This window comes from Tenacibaculum xiamenense, from assembly GCF_964513065.1.
GTDB classification, from domain to species: domain Bacteria; phylum Bacteroidota; class Bacteroidia; order Flavobacteriales; family Flavobacteriaceae; genus Polaribacter; species Polaribacter xiamenense.
The window spans coordinates 36,120-58,837 of the sequence record NZ_CAZEQU010000018.1 but is presented as its reverse complement, the minus strand read 5'-3'; the positions used below and the strand labels follow the sequence as shown (position 1 = coordinate 58,837).

The 22,718-nt window shown below is 34.1% G+C and carries 8 protein-coding genes; 6 read left to right on the top strand and 2 right to left on the bottom strand.

What is annotated here, in order from left to right:
- Positions 1-58 precede the first annotated feature (58 nt).
- The 6 genes from ACKTTV_RS08920 (at position 59) to ACKTTV_RS08895 (ending at position 4,875) form a co-directional block, all read left to right on the top strand.
- Complete coding sequence (locus ACKTTV_RS08920; protein ID WP_408030492.1) at positions 59-1,072, top strand: endonuclease/exonuclease/phosphatase family protein; 1,014 nt, start codon at positions 59-61, stop codon at positions 1,070-1,072.
- Positions 1,073-1,180: 108 nt separating this feature from the next.
- Entirely contained in the window at positions 1,181-2,320 is a 1,140-nt protein-coding gene (locus ACKTTV_RS08915) for a geranylgeranyl reductase family protein (RefSeq protein WP_408030491.1), read from the top strand.
- Between the two features lie 101 nt (positions 2,321-2,421).
- Complete coding sequence (locus tag ACKTTV_RS08910) at positions 2,422-3,261, top strand: alpha/beta hydrolase (protein WP_408030490.1); 840 nt, start codon at positions 2,422-2,424, stop codon at positions 3,259-3,261.
- Positions 3,262-3,269: 8 nt separating this feature from the next.
- Positions 3,270-3,758 carry a YdeI/OmpD-associated family protein gene (locus ACKTTV_RS08905; RefSeq protein ID WP_408030489.1) on the top strand — a complete coding sequence of 163 codons (489 nt, stop codon included), beginning with the start codon at positions 3,270-3,272 and terminating at the stop codon, positions 3,756-3,758.
- A gap of 183 nt (positions 3,759-3,941) precedes the next feature.
- Complete coding sequence (locus ACKTTV_RS08900; RefSeq protein WP_408030488.1) at positions 3,942-4,634, top strand: nitroreductase family protein; 693 nt, start codon at positions 3,942-3,944, stop codon at positions 4,632-4,634.
- Between the two features lie 94 nt (positions 4,635-4,728).
- A complete protein-coding gene (locus ACKTTV_RS08895; RefSeq protein ID WP_408030487.1) occupies positions 4,729-4,875 on the top strand; it encodes a hypothetical protein in 147 nt (48 codons plus the stop codon).
- Positions 4,876-4,911: 36 nt separating this feature from the next.
- Here ACKTTV_RS08895 and ACKTTV_RS08890 read toward each other — a convergent pair whose 3' ends face one another.
- Together ACKTTV_RS08890 and ACKTTV_RS08885 are read right to left on the bottom strand one after the other, a co-directional pair.
- Positions 4,912-5,844 carry a cupin-like domain-containing protein gene (locus tag ACKTTV_RS08890; RefSeq protein WP_408030486.1) on the bottom strand — a complete coding sequence of 311 codons (933 nt, stop codon included), beginning with the start codon at positions 5,842-5,844 and terminating at the stop codon, positions 4,912-4,914.
- Positions 5,845-5,916: 72 nt separating this feature from the next.
- On the bottom strand, positions 5,917-22,713 hold the full coding sequence (locus tag ACKTTV_RS08885; protein ID WP_408030485.1) for an amino acid adenylation domain-containing protein: 16,797 nt from the start codon (positions 22,711-22,713) through the stop codon (positions 5,917-5,919).
- Positions 22,714-22,718 lie beyond the last annotated feature (5 nt).

Below are 22,718 nucleotides of genomic sequence, written 5' to 3'. Positions count from 1 at the left end.
ATTTCATTTTATTTGATAAAAAGGAGTTTTTAAGATTCAATTAAAACAAATTATTAGTGTGAAAAAACGATCAATTTTTAATACGCTCTTATTTTTTATAAATTCAATACTTGCTACTGGATTATTATTGTCTTTTTTTCTCCCTTATATTTCTCCTAATAGCTTACCTTCTTTAACTGTTTTCAGCCTTTTTGTTCCTTTTCTTGTATTGATCAATCTTGGTTTTCTTATTTATTGGATAGTTAAATTACACAAAAACGTATTACTCTCAACCTTCGTTCTAGTATTAGGATGGTTCTTGGCTCCTCCTTTGATCAAATTTTCCAACAAAGAAGTAGTTCTTACTAATGACCTAAAAGTAATGAGCTACAATGTTCGAATGTTCAATTATTACAAATGGAATGATGATGTTACTACGGAGCAAAAAATATATGATTTTGTAAATAACGAATCTCCTGATGTTATTGCTTTTCAAGAGTTTTATCAATCTGATATGATTGATATTAAGCTTCCTTATAAGTTCATTAAAACAAAATCAGCAAAAGATAAGTTTGGGCTTGCTATTTACTCTAAATACCCAATTGTTAATTCTGGATCTTTAAATTTTGAAAATAGTGCTAATAACACCATTTTTGTGGATATTGTTAGAAACCATGATACCATTAGAGTTTATAATGTACATCTTGAATCCTTGAAAATAAACCCAAATAAAGAAAATTTTGGAGAAAAAGATTCCGAAAGATTATTTAAACGATTAGCAAACGGTTTTAAAAAACAAGCGGATCAAACTGAACGTATTATTCAACATGAATACAGTTGGAAGGGCAAAAAAATAATTTGTGGCGACTTCAATAATTCGGCGTATTCTTGGGTCTATAAAAAGCTAGCCGATAACAAAAAAGATGCTTTTATTGAACGAGGAATAGGTTTAGGGAAAACTTTTAGATATGTTTATCCAATGCGTATTGATTTTATTCTGACCAACGAAGATGCTAATATCAATCAATTTAAAACATACAACAAGGTAAAACTATCTGACCACTTCCCTATAATGAGCCGACTAAATTGGTAATTTCACGGGTTCTATTTTAGATATTAAATTCTTCTTACAAGCCCATCTCAATATTCCCTTTTGTTATAAATAAAAACTGTATTTTTACCGAAGACCAAATTTTTATTTATGAATCATTTTGATGTTGCTGTAATTGGTAGCGGTCCTTCGGGAGCTTCTACAGCATTTCACTTAGCCCAAAAAGGGATTTCAACAGTAATTATAGAAAAGGAAACACTACCACGATATAAAACATGTGGAGGAGGCTTTGTGTTTAGAGGACGTAAAGATTTACCTTTTGATATTACCGATGTAGTTGAAAAAGAGTTTAGAACAGTAGACATCTATTTAGGAGAAAAACTTCATTTTAAAACGGAAAGAGAAGATCCTACGATATCAATGATCATGCGCGATTCTTTTGATAATTTAATTACGGAAAAAGCCAAAGAATTTGGAGCCACTTTACTAGAAAATCATAAACTTACTGGTTTAACTTTTGAAAACGATACGATCACCTTGGAAACATCACAAGGTACATTTACTGCCAATTATGTGATAGCTGCTGATGGCGCTTTAAGTCAGACTGCTAAATTAGCTGGTTGGAAAGAAGATACACGAAAACTAATTCCTGCTTTAGAATATGAAATAGAAGTATCGGATGAAGATTTTGAGCGTTTATCTAAGGAAGTACGTTTTGATATTGATGCTATTCCTTATGGTTATGCTTGGAGTTTTCCTAAGAAAAAACATTTATCAATTGGTGTTGCCTCGGCTAGAAGAACAAAAATAAATTTAAAAAAGTTCTATAAAGATTACTTGACTACCCTAGGTATTACCAACATAGTAAGTGAATCTCAGCATGGTTTTCAAATCCCTGTTGCACCAAGAACTGATGGCTTTGTAAAAAACAATGTGTTTTTAATTGGAGATGCTGCAGGTTTTGCAGATCCAATTACGGCTGAAGGAATTTCAAATGCAATTTATAGTGGTAAACTAGCCGCTGAAGCAATCATTGAAAGTAATGGTGAAAAACATCTTGCTGAAAAATTATACATTGAGAAATTAGAAAGTAAACTTCTCCCAGAAATACAAACAGGATTATGGCTTTCTAAGTGGTTTTACGAGCAAAAAACGATTCGTAACCTTCTGTTAAAAAAATATGGGCAACGCTTTAGTGAAGCCATGGCAGATGTTTTCCACGGAAAAAGAAGCTATCCAACAGATATCAAAAAAACAATTAAACATAAAATTAAGGAGCTTGTATTTTAAGCGCAATTAACTACTTATGTAAAAAAATACGAAAACCATAATTGAATATGTTTATCTACATAGACAATTATGGTTTTAACCTTATCTCTAATTTCTTTACTATGCTACTATCCAGACATTTCTTCATTCTTTTTACTATTTTCTTATCAATATCAAGCTTTGCTCAGAAAAAAGATTCATTTACTAAAAAAGGAGACTTTTCCATTGGAGAAATCATTGAATTGCCTTCCAACATATTGAATGAAAAGAGAACATTGAATATTTACCTTCCGCATAACTATGATAAAAATAAATCCAAGACATATCCTGTTATATATTTACTAGATGGTTCTGCTGATGAAGATTTTATTCACGTAGCTGGAGCTGTTCAATTTTTATCCTTTTCATGGATAAACATTCTTCCAGAAACCATTGTTGTTGGAATAGGAAATGTTGATAGAAAAAGAGATTTCACTTATCCTTCTGGAAATGAAATAGATCAAAGAGAATTACCTACTCAAGGGCACTCTGGAAAGTTTATACAATTTATTGAAAAGGAGTTACAGCCATTTATCAATCAACGATATAGAACTGCTAGTGTAAAAACTCTTATTGGACAATCTTTAGGAGGGCTTTTAGCTACTGAAATTCTTTTTAAACACTCTCACTTATTCGATAATTACCTTATTGTAAGTCCAAGCTTATGGTGGGATGATGAAAAGCTTCAAAAATCGACACCTATATCTCACAAAAGCCATAAAAATGTTTATATAGCAGTGGGTACTGAAGGAAAGGTTATGGAGAGAGTAGCAAAAGATTTATATAAACACTTAAAATCTGATGCTAGAGATAATGTAACATTACATTTCGAATTTCTAAAGAATAAAACACATGGTGACACCCTGCATCAAGCAGTATACAATGCCTTAGAGTTAATTTTTGGTTCTGAAAAGAAGAAGTAATATTAATTATGAATAAAGAGCATTTAGTTGATTCAGAATATCTTTTGCAAAAATTTCCAGGCAAAGGAGGTTGGACATATGCTGAAATTCCAGAAATTCCACAAGATAAAAGCAATCCTTTTGGTTGGGTAAAAGTTAAAGGAAGTATCGATAGCTTTGCTCTTAAACAATACAAATTAATGCCTATGGGGAATGGGAAGTTATTCCTTCCAGTAAAAGCTACCATTCGCAAAACAATAAAAAAAGAAGCTGGTGATTACGTGCATATAATTTTAGATATTGACACCTCTTCTCTTATTATTCCTGAGGAAATACTTGCCTGCTTTGGTAACGAACCTAAGCAAACACTAACTAATTTTTTAGCTTTTTCAGAAGGACAACAAAAAGCATATCTGGACTGGATCTATGAGGCAAAAACGGACGAAACGAAGGCTAAACGAATACTCGAAATGATGAATAAGCTCTTTCACAATCTTAAAAAAGAAGACCTCTTATAAATTCCTCACAGCTCCCTTAATTAAAGGAATTAACTTCTTTATTCAGTTATCTAGCTTTTACACAAGACTAAACAAACAACTGTAAATCAGTACCATAATTTTAATTTCTGTTTTTTTTTCACTACATTGAAATACCAAAAGCGAAAACTACCCTAATTCAAACTTTAAAATTAACCCCCAATTATGGACACACCAGAAACAAAAATGGTTAAAGGTTACGAACATGTAAATTACGAACCTTTACGTTATGAAGAAAATGAAATGCTGGAGAGAAGCCGCGATTATTTTAATTGGCTTAATAAAAGAAGATCAGTAAGGGAATTTTCTGACACCCCCGTTCCTAAAGAAATTATTGAAAACATTATTTTATCGGCCTCAACAGCTCCGTCTGGAGCTCACAAACAGCCTTGGACGTTTTGTGCTATTTCCAATGCTAATCTGAAATCAAAATTAAGAAAAGCAGCCGAAGTTGAGGAAAAACTTGGATACGAGGTTAGAATGAGTGATCGTTGGAAAGAGGATTTAGCTCATTTAGGAACTGATATGCACAAGCCATTTATTGAAAATGCGCCTTGGCTTATCATAGCTTTTAAGAGAGTTTACGAAATTGATGACGATGGAAGTAGACATAATAACTATTATGTAAACGAATCTGTTGGTATTGCTTGTGGAATGATGATTTCTGCAATTCATAATGCTGGTTTGGTTACACTTACCCACACTCCGAGTCCTATGAACTTTTTGGCGAAACTTTTAGAAAGACCTGCCAATGAAAGAGCTTTTATATTGTTTCCTGTTGGATATGCAAAAGACAATGTTTATGTACCAAAATTAGATAGGAAATCAATCGATGAAATTTGTCATTTCTATGAATAAAAAAAATGAAGTCATATGTATTTTCATATGACTTCATTCAGTAGTATAGTTTTTATATTTTAGACGAAAAGGCTTTGTACAAGACGTCTATGTAATGAGATTAATATCAATAGAGCCCTCATCACTTACCTCAAATTTCTTAAAAACAATGGCTGAATTTGAAACAAAAGGCATAAGTGAGTTGAATTCAGGAATTAGTACAGCTATATGGAGTATGAAGGTATTTATAGTGTACTTTTAATTTCGATTTACTATACAACTCTATTTGGATGTTTCTTTAAACAGTGGCTTTTTGCCTTTTCGCTGCTTTAAACTTCTTTTTTAAGAAAAGGATCAAATCTCTGGCTTTTGTATTTTCTTTAACCTCATCTTTCAAGAAAAACTTAGCTATTTCCAATTGGTCGTCATTAGGATTTTTGGCTACATGCTTACAAAACACATTTAATTGTGTTTCGTGTACAAAGTTCCATGTTATAGATATACTATCCGTTTCACAGGTAACATCGTGAAACCACCCTGAGGGGAAAAAAATAATTTCACCAGGTGATAAAGTATCTTCATAATCGTGTGTAATATTTGCATAGTCTGGAAACTTATCATGATCAGGATTCACAACATCTACAAATTCTTTACCTGTCATTACGCTTGCTTCTTTCTTCGGGTCAAATAAATAGATTTTCTTTTCTCCATAAAACTGACATAATACTGCATTGCTTGCAAAAGGATCTTTATGGAGCCTTGTTCTTGAACCTTTCCCTGAAATAAAAAGCCCTTTGTATGGATAATGGAATTCATTAATAACACGCTCTTCTGCATTAACGTTACTTGGTATTACTAAAGATGTATTCGGAATAAAATAAGGATGACTCCAAGCATCTTTTAAAGCTTCAAAAACTTTATCGGACCAATAATACTCCACTTCTTTAAGCTGAGTATACCATCTCATATACTGATCAGACAAACCGTCTTCTTCTTTTCTATCAAAGTTATTATCAATATATTGTTTTAGGGTTTGTATGTTTTGCAAATTAAATAGATCATCATATACCTGCACTTTTTCTTCTCCAAAGGCCTCTTTAAAATGCTCTGGAGTAAATTTGCTCATATCCCAGTTTTTCATTCCATCTGTTACTATCACTGGTTTATTGGCTACAATATGCTCTTCTATAAACTGTTCTACTGTTATATTACTAACTCTAGGTACTTTCATTTGGTTGTTTTTTAATATTAATGTAAGGTTTGATTAAGAACTTCGTTTAAACTTTTTGTGTTTAAATGAGTTCTAAGAAATAGTTTCTTCGATATTTTTAATACTTTCAGAAATTTTCTCAATATGTTCAAGGTCTAAAAGTTCGGTGTGTATTGACGGAATTAGGTGAATAACAACCTCCTTTTCGGTGTAATTATTCCAATCGTAATCATATTGCTCGTATTCTGTATTTGGTACAATTTCTCCCTCTTCTCCTTCAACTTCAGATTCCATATACATGGCTTTGAATAAGATAATCTTTGTATCTAATTTCACTTCATTTTTAATTTGATATGGATATATCTCATTTTCAAATGAAACTTCAAAGAAACCTCTTATTCCCTCTTCTGGAATTGGAACATCAAACTTTTTTGCTAGTTCACAAACTATGTCCAATTGTTCATCTTTGGTTTTTCCTTTAAGTTTTAGTTTTGAGTAATCAAAATCTTCTCCAACGAACTCTTCGATTTCATCCATAACAAACTCTTCAAACAACTCATCCTTGTTTTCAACTTTATTTGTATGGGTATCTAAAAGTGTACTATCGAACATTAACAATTCCTCTACTTCAAATCCTTTTGCCTTTAACTGTAATGCCATTTCATAGGCAACTACTCCACCAAAAGAGTACCCTCCTATTCGATATGGTCCGTAAGGATCTGCTTTTTGAAGTTCTACAATAAAGCTCGAAGCCATTTCTTCAATAGATTCTGACACTGGTAGTTTTCCATTGATACCAGGGCATTGGAAGGCATAAACAGGCTGATCTTCTCCTAAAGCTCTTGCTAAATCGACATAACAATTGTAAAGCCCTCCTCCAGGTGGCGCTAAGAATATCGGTTTTTGACTTCCTTTATCTTGTAATGCTACCATTAAGTTTGTATCGAAAACTTGATCTTTTGACTCCATGTTTCGAACGAATTCAGAAATTGTTGGATACTCAAATACATTAACAATATTTGTCTCAGTTTCAAATTGCTCATTAATTTGAGCAACTAATTTTATTACCATTAAACTATGACCTCCTAATTCAAAGAAATCATCATTAACGCCAATTTTTTCGATGCCCAATAAATCTTGCCAAATAGTCACAAGTTTCTCCTCTTTTTCATTTCGAGGAGCAACATATTCTACCGTTGAGAAATCATCACTATCAGGATTTACCAATGCCTTTCTATCTAATTTCCCATTAGCGGTTAATGGCATCTCCTCTAACTCTACCCAAATTGAAGGAACCATATAATCTGGTAAGCTGACTCTTATTTTTTGCTGTATTTCTTGTTTGTTGAACTTTCCATCAATAACAACATATCCAACTAAGCGCTTATTCCCTAAAGCATCTTCCTTTGCCAATACACAACTCTGACTTACCTCTGGAAGTGCAGATAATGCCGTTTCAATTTCCCCTAGTTCGATTCGATACCCTCTAATTTTGACTTGGTTATCCTTTCGCCCCAGGTATTCTAAAGTACCATCAGATAACCACCTTGCCAAATCACCTGTTTTATACAATCGATCGCCATCTTTAAACGGATTCGCTACAAATTTCTCTTCTGTTAACTCTTCTCTATTCAAATATCCTCTTGCTACACCTTTTCCTCCAATACATAACTCCCCAACAACTCCTAATGGAGCTAAATTCATATCAGCATCAACAATATAAGCTTGAGTATTGGCAATTGGTTTCCCAATGGTTTGAATTCCGTTTAACGCACGTTTTGTAAACGTACTGTAAGTAGTTGCCTCGGAAGGTCCGTATAAATCATATATTTTCCTTACCGAACTTTCTTCATAAATACGGTTTACTAAACTTGGTAATAATGGTTCACCAGCTAAATTAATTGTTCTAACAGTAGTTGGAATTTTCCCAGCATCTAATAATCCTTGTAATACACTTGGTACCGTGTTAATTAACGATACCGATATTCCTGTTTCTTCTAATACTGATAATAAACTATCAACTAAGTGAATTTTAGAACCAGCCGAAAGTGTAACGAAAATTTCGAAAATTGACAGGTCAAAATTTATCGAAGTACTAGCTAACATCCCCAGACTTAAGGAATCTTCGAAATTTCTGATTCCCCAATTTACTAAGTTGAGCATATTCTGGTGCTCGATCATTACTCCTTTTGGTTTCCCTGTACTTCCTGAAGTATAAATTATATATGCTAAACTATCAGGAGTAATATTTATTTTTAATTTTTTATTTGAGAAACCAGCTATTTTATCCCAATTGCTATTTAAACACACTGTTGTTATATCAGTTCTATCACCAATTACTTCTTTGCTTGAAGAACTACTCAATAATAAAGTAGTACCAGTATCTTCAATCATATAATCGATGCGATCTTTTGGATATGTTGGATCAATTGGCACATAAGCACCTCCTGATTTTAATATTCCAAACATGGCTACAATCATTTCCAAACTACGCTCCATGCATATGCCTACCAAGCTATCCTTTTGCACTCCTTGACTTTGTAAATATCGAGCAACTTGATTGGACTTTCTATCCAATTCTCTGTAGGTAAGTTTTTCTCCTTTATAAATAACAGCTATAGCTTTTGGGCTTTCTTTTACTTGCTTAGAGAAAAGCTCTAACACAGTCGTATACTTCAAATAATCAACTTTCGTTGCCGTATATACATTCAACAATTTATGCTCTTCGTGCTCAGTTAATATTGATATATCGTGAATAGGTTGAGTTATATCATTAACAATACCTCTCAATAATTTCTCAAAATGAACTAACAACCTTTCAATTGTTCCTTTATCAAATAAATCCGTACAATAAAGCATCTCTAAAGAAATACCTTCACTGTTTTCCGACACATTTAGAGATAAATCAAACATAGCAACAATAGCATCAAAGTCATAATCTGAAACACTAAGGTCTCCTAATCCAACCTCTGCTTCATCTAACTCTTCCTCCGTGTCTTTGCTCCCTGTATTTTGTAAAACAAGCATTGTTTGGAAAAGTGGAGATGTACTCATGTCTCTATTAGTAACTACGCGATCTACAACTTTTTCAAATGGAGCTAATTGATTATCATAACCTTCTAATGTGGTTTCTTTTAATTGGTTTAAGAATTCCTTGAAGCTAGGGTTACCGGCTAAATCACTTCGTAAAGCCAGCGTGTTTACAAAGAAACCAATCATATCCTCAAGTTCTGCTTGCGTTCTATTAGCTATTGGTGTTCCTACACAAATATCTTCTTGTCCACTGTAACGAGATAACAATACTTTATATGTGGCCAATAATACCATAAATAGGGTTACGCCTTCTTCTTCACAAAGTGCGTTAAGTGATTCGCTTAATTCTTTACCTAATGCTAAAGACACATAATCTCCAGCTGAACTTTGCACCGCTGGTCGAGCATAATCTGTAGGCAGGGATAATGTACTTACTCCTTTTAGTTTGTTTTCCCAGTATGATAATTGATTTTCTAGAACTTCTCCATCAAAATACTTACGCTGCCATATTGCATAATCAGCATATTGTAAACTTAAAGCTGGAAGTGGAACTTTACTATTATTTTCTAAAGCATTATAGGTTATGATTAGTTCATTCATTAATATATCTTCTGACCATCCATCACTAGCAATATGATGCGTAACCGATGCCAATACATATTTATTATTTCCTAAATCAAATAATTGGGCTCTTAATTTATAATCACTTGATAAATCAAAAGGAATTAATAAATAAGCCTCTAAATTTTCCTCTAACGAATCTTCGGATATTGTTTGTTCCGTTAAAGTCCAATTATCCGAACTTACCACTTCTTGATACCCTTCACCGTCTTCTGACAAGATATTGGTTCTTAAAACTTCATGACGGTCAATAATCGATTTAAACGTTCGTTGTAACAACTCAAGATTTACATTTCCGTCTAAACGCACTATTGTAGGCATATGATACCCCAAAGTTCCTTGTAATTCATCCAAGAACCACAAACGCTCCTGGCTAAAAGATAATGGTATACGCTGAGGACGTTTTTCCGCTGATATAGCTGGTAATAAAATTCCTTTTGATTGCTCAGAAACATAAACTCCTAAAGAATCTATTGTGGTATGTTCAAACACATCTCTAATGGCTATTTCTCTTTCTAGCTCTTTACGAATTAAAGAAACCAAGCGGGTTGCTAATAAACTATGTCCTCCTAATTCAAAGAAATCATCATAAACACCAATTCTTTCTACACCTAACAGTTCTTGCCAAATTGCCACTAATTGGAACTCTATTTCATTTCTTGGAGCAACATATTCTTGAGTTGATAACTCGGAACTATCTGGTTCTGGCAATGATTTTTTATCAATTTTTCCGTTTGCAGTTAATGGCATCTCTTCTAAGACAATCCATAACATAGGTACCATATATTCCGGTAAACTATCTTTTAAATCATCTTGGATTTTTCTCTTGTTAAATTCTCCATCTACAACAACATACCCAACTAATCGATTGACCTCGTTCTGATCTTTCATTGCTAAAACGCAACAATTCTGGATACTTGAAACTTGTGATAATGCGTTCTCAATTTCACCTAATTCAATTCGGTGCCCTCGAATTTTCACCTGATCATCTGAACGACCAGCAAATTCCAACGTTCCATCTGGTAACCATCTTCCTAAATCGCCAGTTTTATATAAGCGTCCTCCATTTTCTGCAAATGGATTTTCGATAAACTTCTCCTTCGTAAGTTCTGCTCTATTCAAATACCCTCGGCCAACACCAATTCCAGCTGTCCATAATTCACCAATAACACCCATTGGACATAAGTTTCCAAAGCGATCAACAACATAAACATCCATGTTCGCTACTGGTTTTCCAATTGGAACAACTACTCCGCTTGGCGATTCGTTCATGATGTGTAAAGTGATGTCATCTGCCGCTTCCGCAGGTCCGTAAGCATTTACAACTGGAACATTTGGATATATTGCAAACCACTTATCTAATAATGATTTCGTAGCTGCCTCTCCTGTTACTAAGAAGTAGCTTAAATTTGATAGCCCCTCTACTGAAACTCCACCTTCCAGTAAACTAGCAACATAAGAAGGTACCAATTGAAGATGACTTATTTTATCTTCTTTTATAGAGGATTCGAATCCTTCAATATCTAAAATACTCTCTTCACTATAAATTGCAACTGAACCTCCACTTAGCAATGCACTTAGCATTTGCCAAACCGAAATATCAAATGTAAATGGCGCCGTAAATGCTACTACGCTTTCATTTGTCATTTTCAATTCATCAACCATCAAAAGCAAGTGATTTAGTAAACCTGCATGCTCTATCATTGCTCCTTTTGGTAATCCTGTACTTCCTGAAGTATAGATAATATAAGCTAAATCATTCGAATTATAAGTTCGTTCTACTGAGCTTGTAGCGTAATCAGATACATTTTCCAGTACAATTAATTGAACGTTCTCAGAGAATGATTTTACTATTTCCTGACTTTCTAAATTGCTAACTAATAAAGAACACTCTGTATCTTCAAGTAAATATTCAATTCGGTCTTTAGGAAAATCAGGTTTAATTGGAACATAAGCTCCTCCTGATTTTAAAATCCCTAATACTCCAACAATCATATCTACACCTCTTTCTAAACAAAGACCAATCAACTCATCGGGTTTTACTCCTTGTGAAACTAAACAATGAGCTAACTGATTTGAACGTTTATCCAGTTCTTGATAGCTTAATTCTGTCCCTTCAAAAGACAACGCAATAGCATTAGGAGATTTTTGAACTTGATCAGTAAACAATTCAACAACCGTTTTATCTAATGGATAATCAACCACTGTGCTATTGAATGTGTTTAATAATTGATTTTCTTGTTTTTTAGTAAGAATTGGTAGATCACCAATGGGTTGTTCAATATTCTCTATAATATTGGTTAATAACTCTTGATATTGTTCCAATATGCGTACTATGGTTTCCTCTTTAAACAATGCTGTACAATAGCTCAATGTTAACTCAAAAATTGAGTTTTCTTCAGATACATCTAAACTTAAATCAAATTGTGCTGCAACGGAAGCATCAGATTCATATGGAGAAATAACAAAGTTCCCCAGCCCTGTTTCTGTTTCTTCTTGCTCTTCTGAAGAATTTGAGGTGTTTTCAGATGAAAACATTACTTGGAATATTGGAGTTGAACTCATATCACGAGTAGTTACTACTCGATCTACAATCTTTTCAAACGGAGCTAATTGATTATCATAGCTTTCTAATGTTGTTTGCTTTACTCTACTTAATAATTCTTTAAAACTTGGATTATTACTCATATCGCTTCTCAACACCAATGTATTCACAAAGAAACCTATCATTCCTTCCAGTTCTGTTTGAGTACGATTCGCAATTGTAGTTCCTATACAAATATCATCCTGACCACTGTATCGAGATAATAACACCTTGAATGCTGATAACAAAAACATAAATGATGTTACTCCTTCTGATTCACACAGCTTGTGGATAGCAATACCTAATTCTTGGCTTAATGACATCTCTACAATCGCCCCTTCCGTGCTTTGTACAGTTGGACGCATGTAATCCGTTGGCATTGATAGCGTGGTAACTCCTTTCAGTTTGTTTTCCCAGTATGATAATTGGTTTTCTAAAACCTCACCATCAAAATGAGTTCTTTGCCAAATTGAATAATCTGCGTATTGTAATGTTAATTTTGGAAGTGGAATCTCAATACCAGATTCTAATGCATTGTATATTGTTGTGAATTCATGAATTAAAATTTCTTCTGACCAACCATCATTTGCAATATGATGAAGAACTGCAGTTAAAACATAACTTTTGTTTCCTAAATCGTACAAACATGCTTTTAATTTGTAATCACTCGATAAATTAAAAGGTGTTTCGATATAGGCTTCAACATTCTCTCTTAGCTCCTCTTCCGAAATTGCTTGTTGTTCTAAACTCCAATCCTCATGACTTACAACCTCTTGATATCCATAACCTTCTTCTGATAAAATATTGGTGCGTAATACCTCATGGCGAGCTACAATTGTTTTAAAAGTTTCTTCCAAAATAGAAGCATCCACATCACCATCTAAACGTATTATAGTTGGCATATGATATGCCAAAGTACCTTGTAATTGATCCAAGAACCAAAGACGTTCTTGGCTAAAAGATAAAGGAATATACTCAGGGCGTTCTTCGGCAACTATAGCTGGTAATAATACTCCTTTTGATTGTTCTGAAACACGAATTGCCAAAGAAGCAATAGTAGTATATTCAAATACATCTCTAATGGCTATTTCCCTTTCCAACTCTTTACGAATTAAAGAAACTAAACGTGTTGCTAGTAAACTATGACCTCCTAACTCAAAGAAATCGTCATTAACACCAATTTTTTCAACACCTAACAACTCTTGCCAAATAGCCACCAATTGCTCTTCAATTTCATCTCTTGGAGCTACATACTCTCTGGTTGATAATTGAGAAGTATCTGGCTCTGGTAATGATTTTTTATCGATTTTCCCGTTTGCTGTTAATGGCATTTCCTCTAAGGCGATCCATAACATAGGTACCATATACTCTGGTAAACTATCTTTTAAAGCATCTTGAACCTTTTCTTTATTGAACTCCCCCTCTACAACTACATATCCTACCAGACGATTGATTTCATTCTGATCTTTCATAGCCACAACACAACAATTTTGAACACCAGCAACTTGTGACAATGCATTCTCAATTTCGCCTAACTCAATTCGATAACCTCGAATTTTCACCTGATCATCAGAACGACCGACAAATTCTAGAGTTCCATCTGGCAACCATCTTCCTAAATCACCTGTTTTATATAAACGCCCTCCATTTTGGGTAAATGGATTATCTATGAATTTCTCTTTCGTAAGTTCTGGTCTATTCAAATATCCTCGACCGACACCAATCCCAGCAGTCCATAATTCTCCAACAACACCTATCGGACATAAGTTTCCTAATTTATCAACTACGTAAACATCCATATTCGCCACTGGTTTTCCAATGGGAACAACTACTCCACTTGGTGATTCATTCATGATATGCAAAGTGATATCATCAGCAGCTTCCGCTGGTCCATAAGCATTTACCACGGGAACATTTGGATACAAAGAGAACCAGTTATCCAATAATGATTTCGTTGCCGCTTCTCCTGTAACTAAGAAGTGACTTAAGTTTGATAAGCCCTCAACCGAAACCCCACTCTCTAATAAACTAGAAACATAAGATGGTACCAATTGAAGATGGCTTACACTTTCTTTTGATAAAGACGATTCAAATCCTTTAATATCTAAGATACTCTCTTCACTATAAACAGTTATCGAGCCTCCACATAACAATGCACTTAACATTTGCCATACTGAAATGTCAAAAGTAAATGGAGCTGTGAACGCTACCACACTTTCGTTAGTCATTTTCAGTTCATCAATCATTAACAACAAGTGATTTAACAAACCAGCGTGTTCAATCATAGCTCCTTTTGGTAACCCAGTACTACCAGAAGTATAAATAATATAAGCTAAATCATTTGAATTATAGGTTAACTCTACTTGAGTTGTTGCATAGTCGGATACATTTTCTAATACAATTAACTGAACGTTGTTAGAAAATGACTCTAATGTTTCTTGACTTTCCAAATTGGTAACCACTAAGGAACATTGTGTATCTTCAAGTAAATATTCAATACGATCTTTAGGAAAGTCTGGTTTTATTGGAACGTAGGCAGCACCAGCTTTTAAAATACCCAATACTCCAACAATCATATTCAAACCTCGTTCTACACAAAGTCCTATTAACTCATCTGATTTTACATCTTGCGTTACTAAACAGTGAGCCAGTTGATTTGAGCGCTCATCCAATTCTTCATAGCTCAATACTCCTTCTTCAAAAGTTGCTGCAATGGCAGCTGGAGTTTTTTTAACTTGATCAACAAATAAATCGATAACAGTTTTATCTAATGGATAATTAACCTCTGTACTATTGAATACATTTAATAATTGAGTTTCTTCTTTCTTGGTTAAGATAGTTGTTTCACTTATAGATTTATCGATATCATTTACGATACTTGTCAATAATTCTTTATAGTGATCTAACATGCGTACGATTGTTTCCTGCTTAAACAAAGCAGTACAATAATTCAAGCTCAATACAATTTCGGAACCTTCTTCTGAAACATCTAGTGTTAAATCGAATTGAGCTGTTCTATCTAAGCTATCGTATCTCGACTCGGTATTTTTCTCTATATTTTCTCCTTCTTCTTTATTGTCTGCATCCTCATTATGGTAATCGAACATTACTTGGAACAATGGTGTCATACTCATATCACGAGTCGTAACCACTCTGTCAACTACTTTTTCAAAAGGAGTTAATTGATGGTCGTATCCGTCGAGAGTAGTTTCTTTTATTCTAGATAATACCTCTTTAAAACTTGGATCTCCGCTTAAATCACTTCGTAATGCAAGTGTATTTACAAAGAAACCAATCATTCCTTCCAATTCATATTGAATACGATTTGCTATTGGAGTTCCTACGCAAATATCATCTTGACCACTATAACGAGATAACAATACTTTAAATACCGAAAGTGTAAACATAAATGGAGTAACTCCATGTTGTGTGCATAATGCCTTTACAGAAGTTGTAAGCTCTTCACCAACTCCTAAAATAATGCTACTTCCTTCATTGTTTTGTATTGAAGGACGCACATAATCCGTTGGTAATTTTAAAGTACTCGCTCCTTTTAATTTATTTTCCCAATACCCTAATTGACTTTCTAAAACATCTCCAGCGAAATACGAACGCTGCCAAATGGCGTAGTCTGAATACTGTAAATTTAGTTCAGGAAGTGCAACTTCCTTCTTGGTTAATAATGCGCTATAGATTTCTGAAAATTCATTCATTAAAATTATTCCAGAAATACCATCGCTAGAAATATGGTGTAACACGCATGCTAAAACATATTCATCTCCACCTAAATCATACAAACAAGCACGTACCATATAATCTTTTGATAGATCAAAAGGCTGAGCTATAAAATTAGCAACCTCTTCCTCTAGGTCCATTTCTTCAGAAGGAATAACTTTGTGTAATAGCCAATCTTCAGATGAAATCACTTTTTGATAACCAACACCCTCATCTTCGTAAATTACCGTACGTAGTATCTCATGTCTATCCACGATTATACGTAAGGCTTTTTCCACCGCTTCTATGTTAATATTTCCTTGCAGAGGTTCTATTACTGGAATATGATACTCCTCGCTTCCTTCTTGTAATTGATCAAGAAACCATAAACGTTCTTGATTGAAAGATAATGGTATATTTCCTTCTTTTTCTTGAGCAACAACTTCGGGTAAGATTGTAGCTCTTGAACATGTTAATACATGTAAGGCTTGACCTGCAATTGTTGCATGCTCAAAAATATCACGGATGGCTACTTCAACTCCTAAATCTTTACGGATTAAAGAAACCAAACGTGTTACTAATAACGAATGACCTCCTAACTCGAAGAAATTATCATAAACTCCAATTTTTTCAATATTCAACAGTTCTTGCCAAATTATTACTAATTGTTCTTCCGTTTCATTTCTTGGAGCTACATATTCTTGAGTAGATAACATTGAACCATCAGGTTCTGGTAATGCCTTTCTATCTAATTTACCATTACTTGTTACAGGTATTTCTTCTAGTTCAACCCAAATCATAGGTACCATGTACTCTGGTAATGTTTTGAGAAGTTCGTCTTGTAAAACCTCTTTATCAAAATCTCCTTCTACAACTACATAGGCAACTAATTGCTTGTTTCCGCTGGCATCACTCTTTGCCAACACACAACACTGATTTACCTCTGTTAAAGTTGATAATACATTTTCTACTTCTCCAAGTTCGATACGATATCCACGTATTTTAACCTGACTGTCCTTTCTTCCTATAAATTCAATAGTACCATCAGGTAACCACTTGGCTAAATCGCCTGTTTTATAAATTCTTCCTTCTTCTTTGAATGGATTTTGAATAAACTTCTCATTGGTAAGTTCCTCTCTGTTAAGATAACCTCGAGCAACACCTCTACCTCCAACACAAAGCTCTCCAACAACTCCAGAAGGTAATAACTCATTTGAGTCGTTCAGAATATACACTTCCGTATTATGAATAGGTTTTCCAATTGGAACAAGGTCTCCTATTTTTCCATTGAATGTTGTTGCACAAATACTGGTTTCTGTTGGTCCATAAGCATTTACATAATTATAATTCTCAGAAAAAGCTTTTGCTAATTTTAACGGAATTGCTTCTCCTGCAGTAACCAATGTTTTTATGGTTGGGATGTCTTCAACTTCTAATAGTTGTAAAAATGCAGGTGGCAAGGTTGCAAACGTAACTATTTGTTCTTCTATGAACTTTTTAAATAATGAAACATCCGATTTACCTTCTTCACTTACAATACATAAACTAGCACCACTTAATAAGGCTATTCCTATTTCCCAAATAGAAGCATCAAATGAAGGACTTGCAAATTGCAAACAACTATCATTGGTATCAATTGAGAAATCGGCAATTTGCGACAGTATAGTATTTATAATACTGTAATGCTCAATCATTACTCCTTTAGGTTTCCCTGTACTTCCCGAAGTATAAATTACATAGGCCAAATCATTCGCCTTAACAACTACATCAGGTGTAGCGTTATCGTATTTATCTATATCCTTTTTGAAAGATGTTAAAAACGCTTTATCAATAGCAAAGCTGCTATTACTATCTGTTTTAATATATTCTTTTCTTTCCTCTGGGTATGACGGGTCAATTGGAACATAAGTCCCTCCCGATTTTAAGACTGCCAAGAATGAAACGATTAACCAATTACTTCTTTCTAGTGTTACTGCTATTAAGGTTTCATTGCTAATGTTATGATTTGCTAAAATGTAGTTCGATAACTGATTCGAAAGCTCATCAAGTTCTTTATAACTCAACTTTTCTTCTTTATCAACTAAAGCAATCGCTTCTGGATTTTTTCCCACCTGAGTGGAGAATAAATCTATAATTGTTTTTTCCGTAGGATACTCTACTATAGTTTCATTAAATTCATTTAATAGCTGAGTTTCTTCCTCCTTAGTTAAGATAGATAAATCACCTACATTCGTATCATCGTTTAATCCATCTAATAATTGCTTAACGACAACTTCCATATAAGAAAGAATGCGTTCTGGTTGAATATTCGTATCCATTTGAGCCGTGATTCCGAAATCATCTCCAAAATCGTCCACTGCTAATGAAAAAGGATAATTTGTTCTTTCTTGATCTCCCAGCAATTCTATATCTAAATTAAACTCAGCAATATCTTCAACCAGCCCCTCTGGAATCATATCTTCCTCAATTTCATCCGATGAAGAGTGTCGGTAATTAAAAATTGCGCTGAATAAAGGTACTTCGTTTGAAATACCAGACCAATTATGAACCTCTGATAATGGAGTTTGCTCATAAGGTAAAAGTTCAGCTAGCCTTTCTTTTACTTGTTGCAAATATTCTGCAACTGTACCTTCAACATTGAAATATAACGGTAAAGTATTTATGAATAATCCTAGAGAATCCGCTGCTCCAACGGCACCTTGTAAACGTCCTGAAAATAATGAACCGAATAAGGCTTGCTTTTTATTACTACACATTCCTACCACTATTCCGAAAGCAGCATGGAATAAAATAGCTGGAGTTATTCCCATTTGAGTACAGACTGTGCGAATTTCTTTGCTTAACTCTTCAGGCAAACCAATACTGGCTTCGGCGATATCAGTACCATTTCCTCGAACGTTTGATAAATTAAAAGGATATGTTGGTTCATCAATATTTCCTAAAACCTCTTTAAAGTAGACTTCACTATTATTGGTTGCTTGTTGGTGCAAGGTATGCCCAATAAAATCACGATACAGTACTGGAGGAGGAAGTATATCTCCATGCCCCAGTAAATGTAAATTTACTTCCTCGATAATTTTTTCTAAACCAACATGATCTATAATTAAATGATGGTTATTTACTAATAAATAATACTCTCCTTTTTCGTTATCATCAACATATTTTAAATCTAATAAAGGAGCTTTTGAAACATCCATCCAATGATTTCCTGCTTCAACTAACGACTCCATTTGAGATCTGATATCTTCAGAAGAGTTTAACTTAAGCTCTTTATTTGAAAGAACAGCTTCCTTTAATACCACTTGAACTGCATTCGGCAAGTTTTCACTTAAAAAGCATGTACGTAAAACATCATGGCGGTTCACCACAAACTGTAATGCCTCGATAAATTTGATTCGTTGTCCTTTATCTTTAAACAATAATAAGTTTGGTGATACATAAAGATCTCCTTCATTTTCATTACTCATTAAATAATGAAAGTACATTCCTTCTTGAAGCGGTGATAAAGGATACATATCCTGCACGTTTTCAACTCCACCTGTAACACGATTCACAACTGTATCAATTTCTTCTTGAGAGAAATTTACCAAAGGAACCATTTCAGGAACTATACGATCAATACCTTCTATAATTCCATTAGGAGGAACTTGATAAGAAGTATACCCTGATGAAAGTTTGCCGTCAATCGCGGCAATTGTTGGGTTTCCAAAAACATCAGCTATTTCAATATGATATCCTTCCTTTTGAATTCTATCGATTAACTGAACTATTAAAAGGCTATGACCTCCTAATTCAAAAAAGTTATCATTTACCCCTATTCTCTCAACACCGAGCAAATCTTGCCAAATAGCTACCAACAAAGCTTCAGTTTCATTACGAGGAGCAACATATTCGGTTGAAGATAAATTTAAACCATCTGGTTCTGGTAAGGACTTTCTATCTATTTTCCCATTGGTTGTAAGTGGCATTTCATCCAACGCAATCCAAACCGTAGGAACCATATATTCTGGTAAAATTTCTCTTAATCCTTCTTGAATAATTTCTTTATCGAATTCTTCTTCACTTACTACATACCCAATTAAACGTTTATTTCCTTGAGCATCTTCTTTGGCTAATACGCAACTCTGATTCACTGAATCTAGTGAAGCTAAAGCATTTTCTACTTCACCTAATTCGATACGATATCCTCGTATTTTTACCTGAGAATCTTTTCTACCAATGAATTCTATATCTCCATTCGGTAACCATTTTGCTAAATCGCCAGTTTTGTATATTCTTTCTCCCTGCCTAAAAGGATTATCAATAAACTTTTCCGCAGTTAATTCTTCTCTATTTAAGTACCCTCGTGCAACTCCAATACCACCTATACACAACTCACCTACTGCACCAATTGGCAATAACTCATTGATATCATTTAAGATGTAGATTTGTGTGTTATCAATAGGTTTACCAATAGGAACTATTTCTGTTATATCTCCATTGAACGTAGTGGCGCAAATACTGGTTTCTGTTGGACCGTAAGCATTTACATAATTATAATTCTTTGAAAAAGCTTTCGCCAATCCTAATGGAATTGCCTCTCCAGCGGTAACTAAAGTCTTTAATCCTTTTAAATCCTCAACCTCTAATAATTGTAAAAATGCTGGAGGTAAGGTTGCAAAAGTAATCTTGTTCTCTTTTATAAACTCTTTAAAGAAAGCCGTTTCTGATTTTCTATCCTCCTTTATAATATATAAGCTTGCTCCTCCTAATAGAGAAATACCTAATTCCCAAATAGAAGCGTCAAAGGATTGACTTGCAAACTGTAAACAATGATCTTCAGGTGTGATTGAGAACGCCGTTATTTGAGATAACAGTGTATTGATAATATTACGATGCTCAATCATTACTCCTTTGGGCTTACCTGTACTTCCTGAAGTATAAATGATATAAGCCAGGTCTTTAGAATCAACTACCACAGCAGGAGCTGTTTTCGCTAATGATTCACTATTCTCCTTGAAAGAATCAATCAGAGTATCATTCAGTATAAAAATACTTCCACTATCTTTTTCAATGTATTCTTTTCGTTCTGTTGGATAAGAAGGATCAATAGGAACATAACATCCTCCCGTTTTTAAAATAGCTAGGAAAGAAACTAACAACCAATCGCTACGTTCTAAAATAACGCCTATTGGATCTTCTTTATTGATCGTGTAGTTTGTTAACAAGAAATTTGCTAATTGGTTAGAACGTTCATCGAGTTCTTTATACGTTAACGACGTTTCCTCGAAAACGACAGCTACATCCTCTGGAGCTTTTTCTACTCTCTCCAAAAACAAATCGATTACCGTGGTGTCTCCTGGATACGTTACGGAAGTATCGTTAAAATTTGTTATCAGTTCACTTTCTTCTGAGGCTGTTAACATTGGAAGTTTACCAATTGGTTGTGATGCATCATTCACAATACTTCTTAACAACTCTTGATAGTGATTCATCATTCGTTCAATAGTAGCTCCTTTGAACAAATCTGTACAATAAACCATTTCGAAAGAAATCCCTTTACTACCTTCCGATATATCCAAAGATAAATCGAACATCGCATTGATAGCATCAAATCCGTATTCTGAAATTGTAAGATCTCCGGATACTATTTCCGTTTCATTAGACTCTTCTTCATCACTTGCGGCAGTATTTTGTAAAACGAACATCACCTGAAACAATGGACTTTTACTCATATCTCGTTCCTTAACAACGCGATCTACAATTCTTTCAAAAGGCGCTAACTGATAATCGTATCCCTCTAAAGTTGTGTTTTTGATTCGTTTTAATAAATCAGAAAACTTAGGGTTTCCACTTAAATCACTTCGAAGCGCTAAGGTATTTACAAAGAAACCGATCATTCCTTCCAGCTCAGTTTGTGTTCTGTTCGCAACTGGAGTTCCTATACAGATATCTTCTTGACCGCTATAACGAGAAAGTAACACTTTGAAACCAGCAAGTAACAACATAAAAATTGTTACTCCTTCCTTTTCACATAAGTCATTAAGATCATCACTTAGTTTTTTGTCTAATGTAAAAGTTACATGATCACCTGCAGTACTTTGTACCGCAGGTCGTGGATAATCTGTTGGTAAAGAAAGTGGAGTTGCATTTTTCAACTTTTCTTCCCAATAAGAAAGTTGAAAATCTAAAACACTACCTTCTAAATATTTACGTTGCCAAACAGCATAATCTGCATATTGCAGTGTTAATTCTGGTAGATTAACTTCGATACCAGCTTGTAAAGAACTATGTATTATGGTAAATTCATTGACAAGGATATCTTCTGACCAACCATCACTTGCGATATGATGGAAAACGCAGGCTAGGACATATTTTTTGTTTCCTGTATCATACAAACATGCTCTTAATTTATAATCATTAGCCAAATCAAATGGAGCTATTAGAAACTCTTCCAAATGTTCTTCCAAGTTATCCTCGGATAAACTTTCTTGAATTAAGGTCCAATTTTCTGAGCTTACCACTTTTTGATACCCAACTCCGTCTTCAGACAAAATATTCGTACGTAACACTTCATGTCGATTGACAATGTATCTGAATGATTGTTCTATTAGAGATGCATCCATTTCTCCTTCAAAACGCAACACGAAAGGCATATGATATGCTTGACTACCTTGTAATCCATCAACAAACCATAAACGTTCTTGTCCAAATGACAACGGAACTTTTGTAATAGTTTCACGATCGTAAGGAGTAATTTTTTTAAGTGAACTCGTCTTGTTTTTTGATCTAAGGTTTTGAATATATTCTATTATATGAGGTTTGTTCTCTTTTATTTTTTGAAGTAATTCAGAACTAATAGGAGCCACTGTCTTTACTGTTAAAGAATCACCTTTAACACCAATCTTCACACCTTCCTGCTTTGCTTCCTTTAGGATACTTAAAATTTCTGTATTCATTACTT

Bases quoted from the DNA above. Each gene is read 5' to 3' on its own strand.
- ACKTTV_RS08915 (WP_408030491.1), top strand. From the start codon at position 1,181: ATGAATCATTTTGATGTTGCTGTAATTGGTAGCGGTCCTTCGGGAGCT.
- ACKTTV_RS08910 (WP_408030490.1), top strand. From the start codon at position 2,422: ATGCTACTATCCAGACATTTCTTCATTCTTTTTACTATTTTCTTATCA.
- ACKTTV_RS08905 (WP_408030489.1), top strand. From the start codon at position 3,270: ATGAATAAAGAGCATTTAGTTGATTCAGAATATCTTTTGCAAAAATTT.
- ACKTTV_RS08900 (WP_408030488.1), top strand. From the start codon at position 3,942: ATGGACACACCAGAAACAAAAATGGTTAAAGGTTACGAACATGTAAAT.
- ACKTTV_RS08895 (WP_408030487.1), top strand. From the start codon at position 4,729: ATGAGATTAATATCAATAGAGCCCTCATCACTTACCTCAAATTTCTTA.
- ACKTTV_RS08890 (WP_408030486.1), bottom strand. From the start codon at position 5,844: ATGAAAGTACCTAGAGTTAGTAATATAACAGTAGAACAGTTTATAGAA.
- ACKTTV_RS08885 (WP_408030485.1), bottom strand. From the start codon at position 22,713: ATGAATACAGAAATTTTAAGTATCCTAAAGGAAGCAAAGCAGGAAGGT.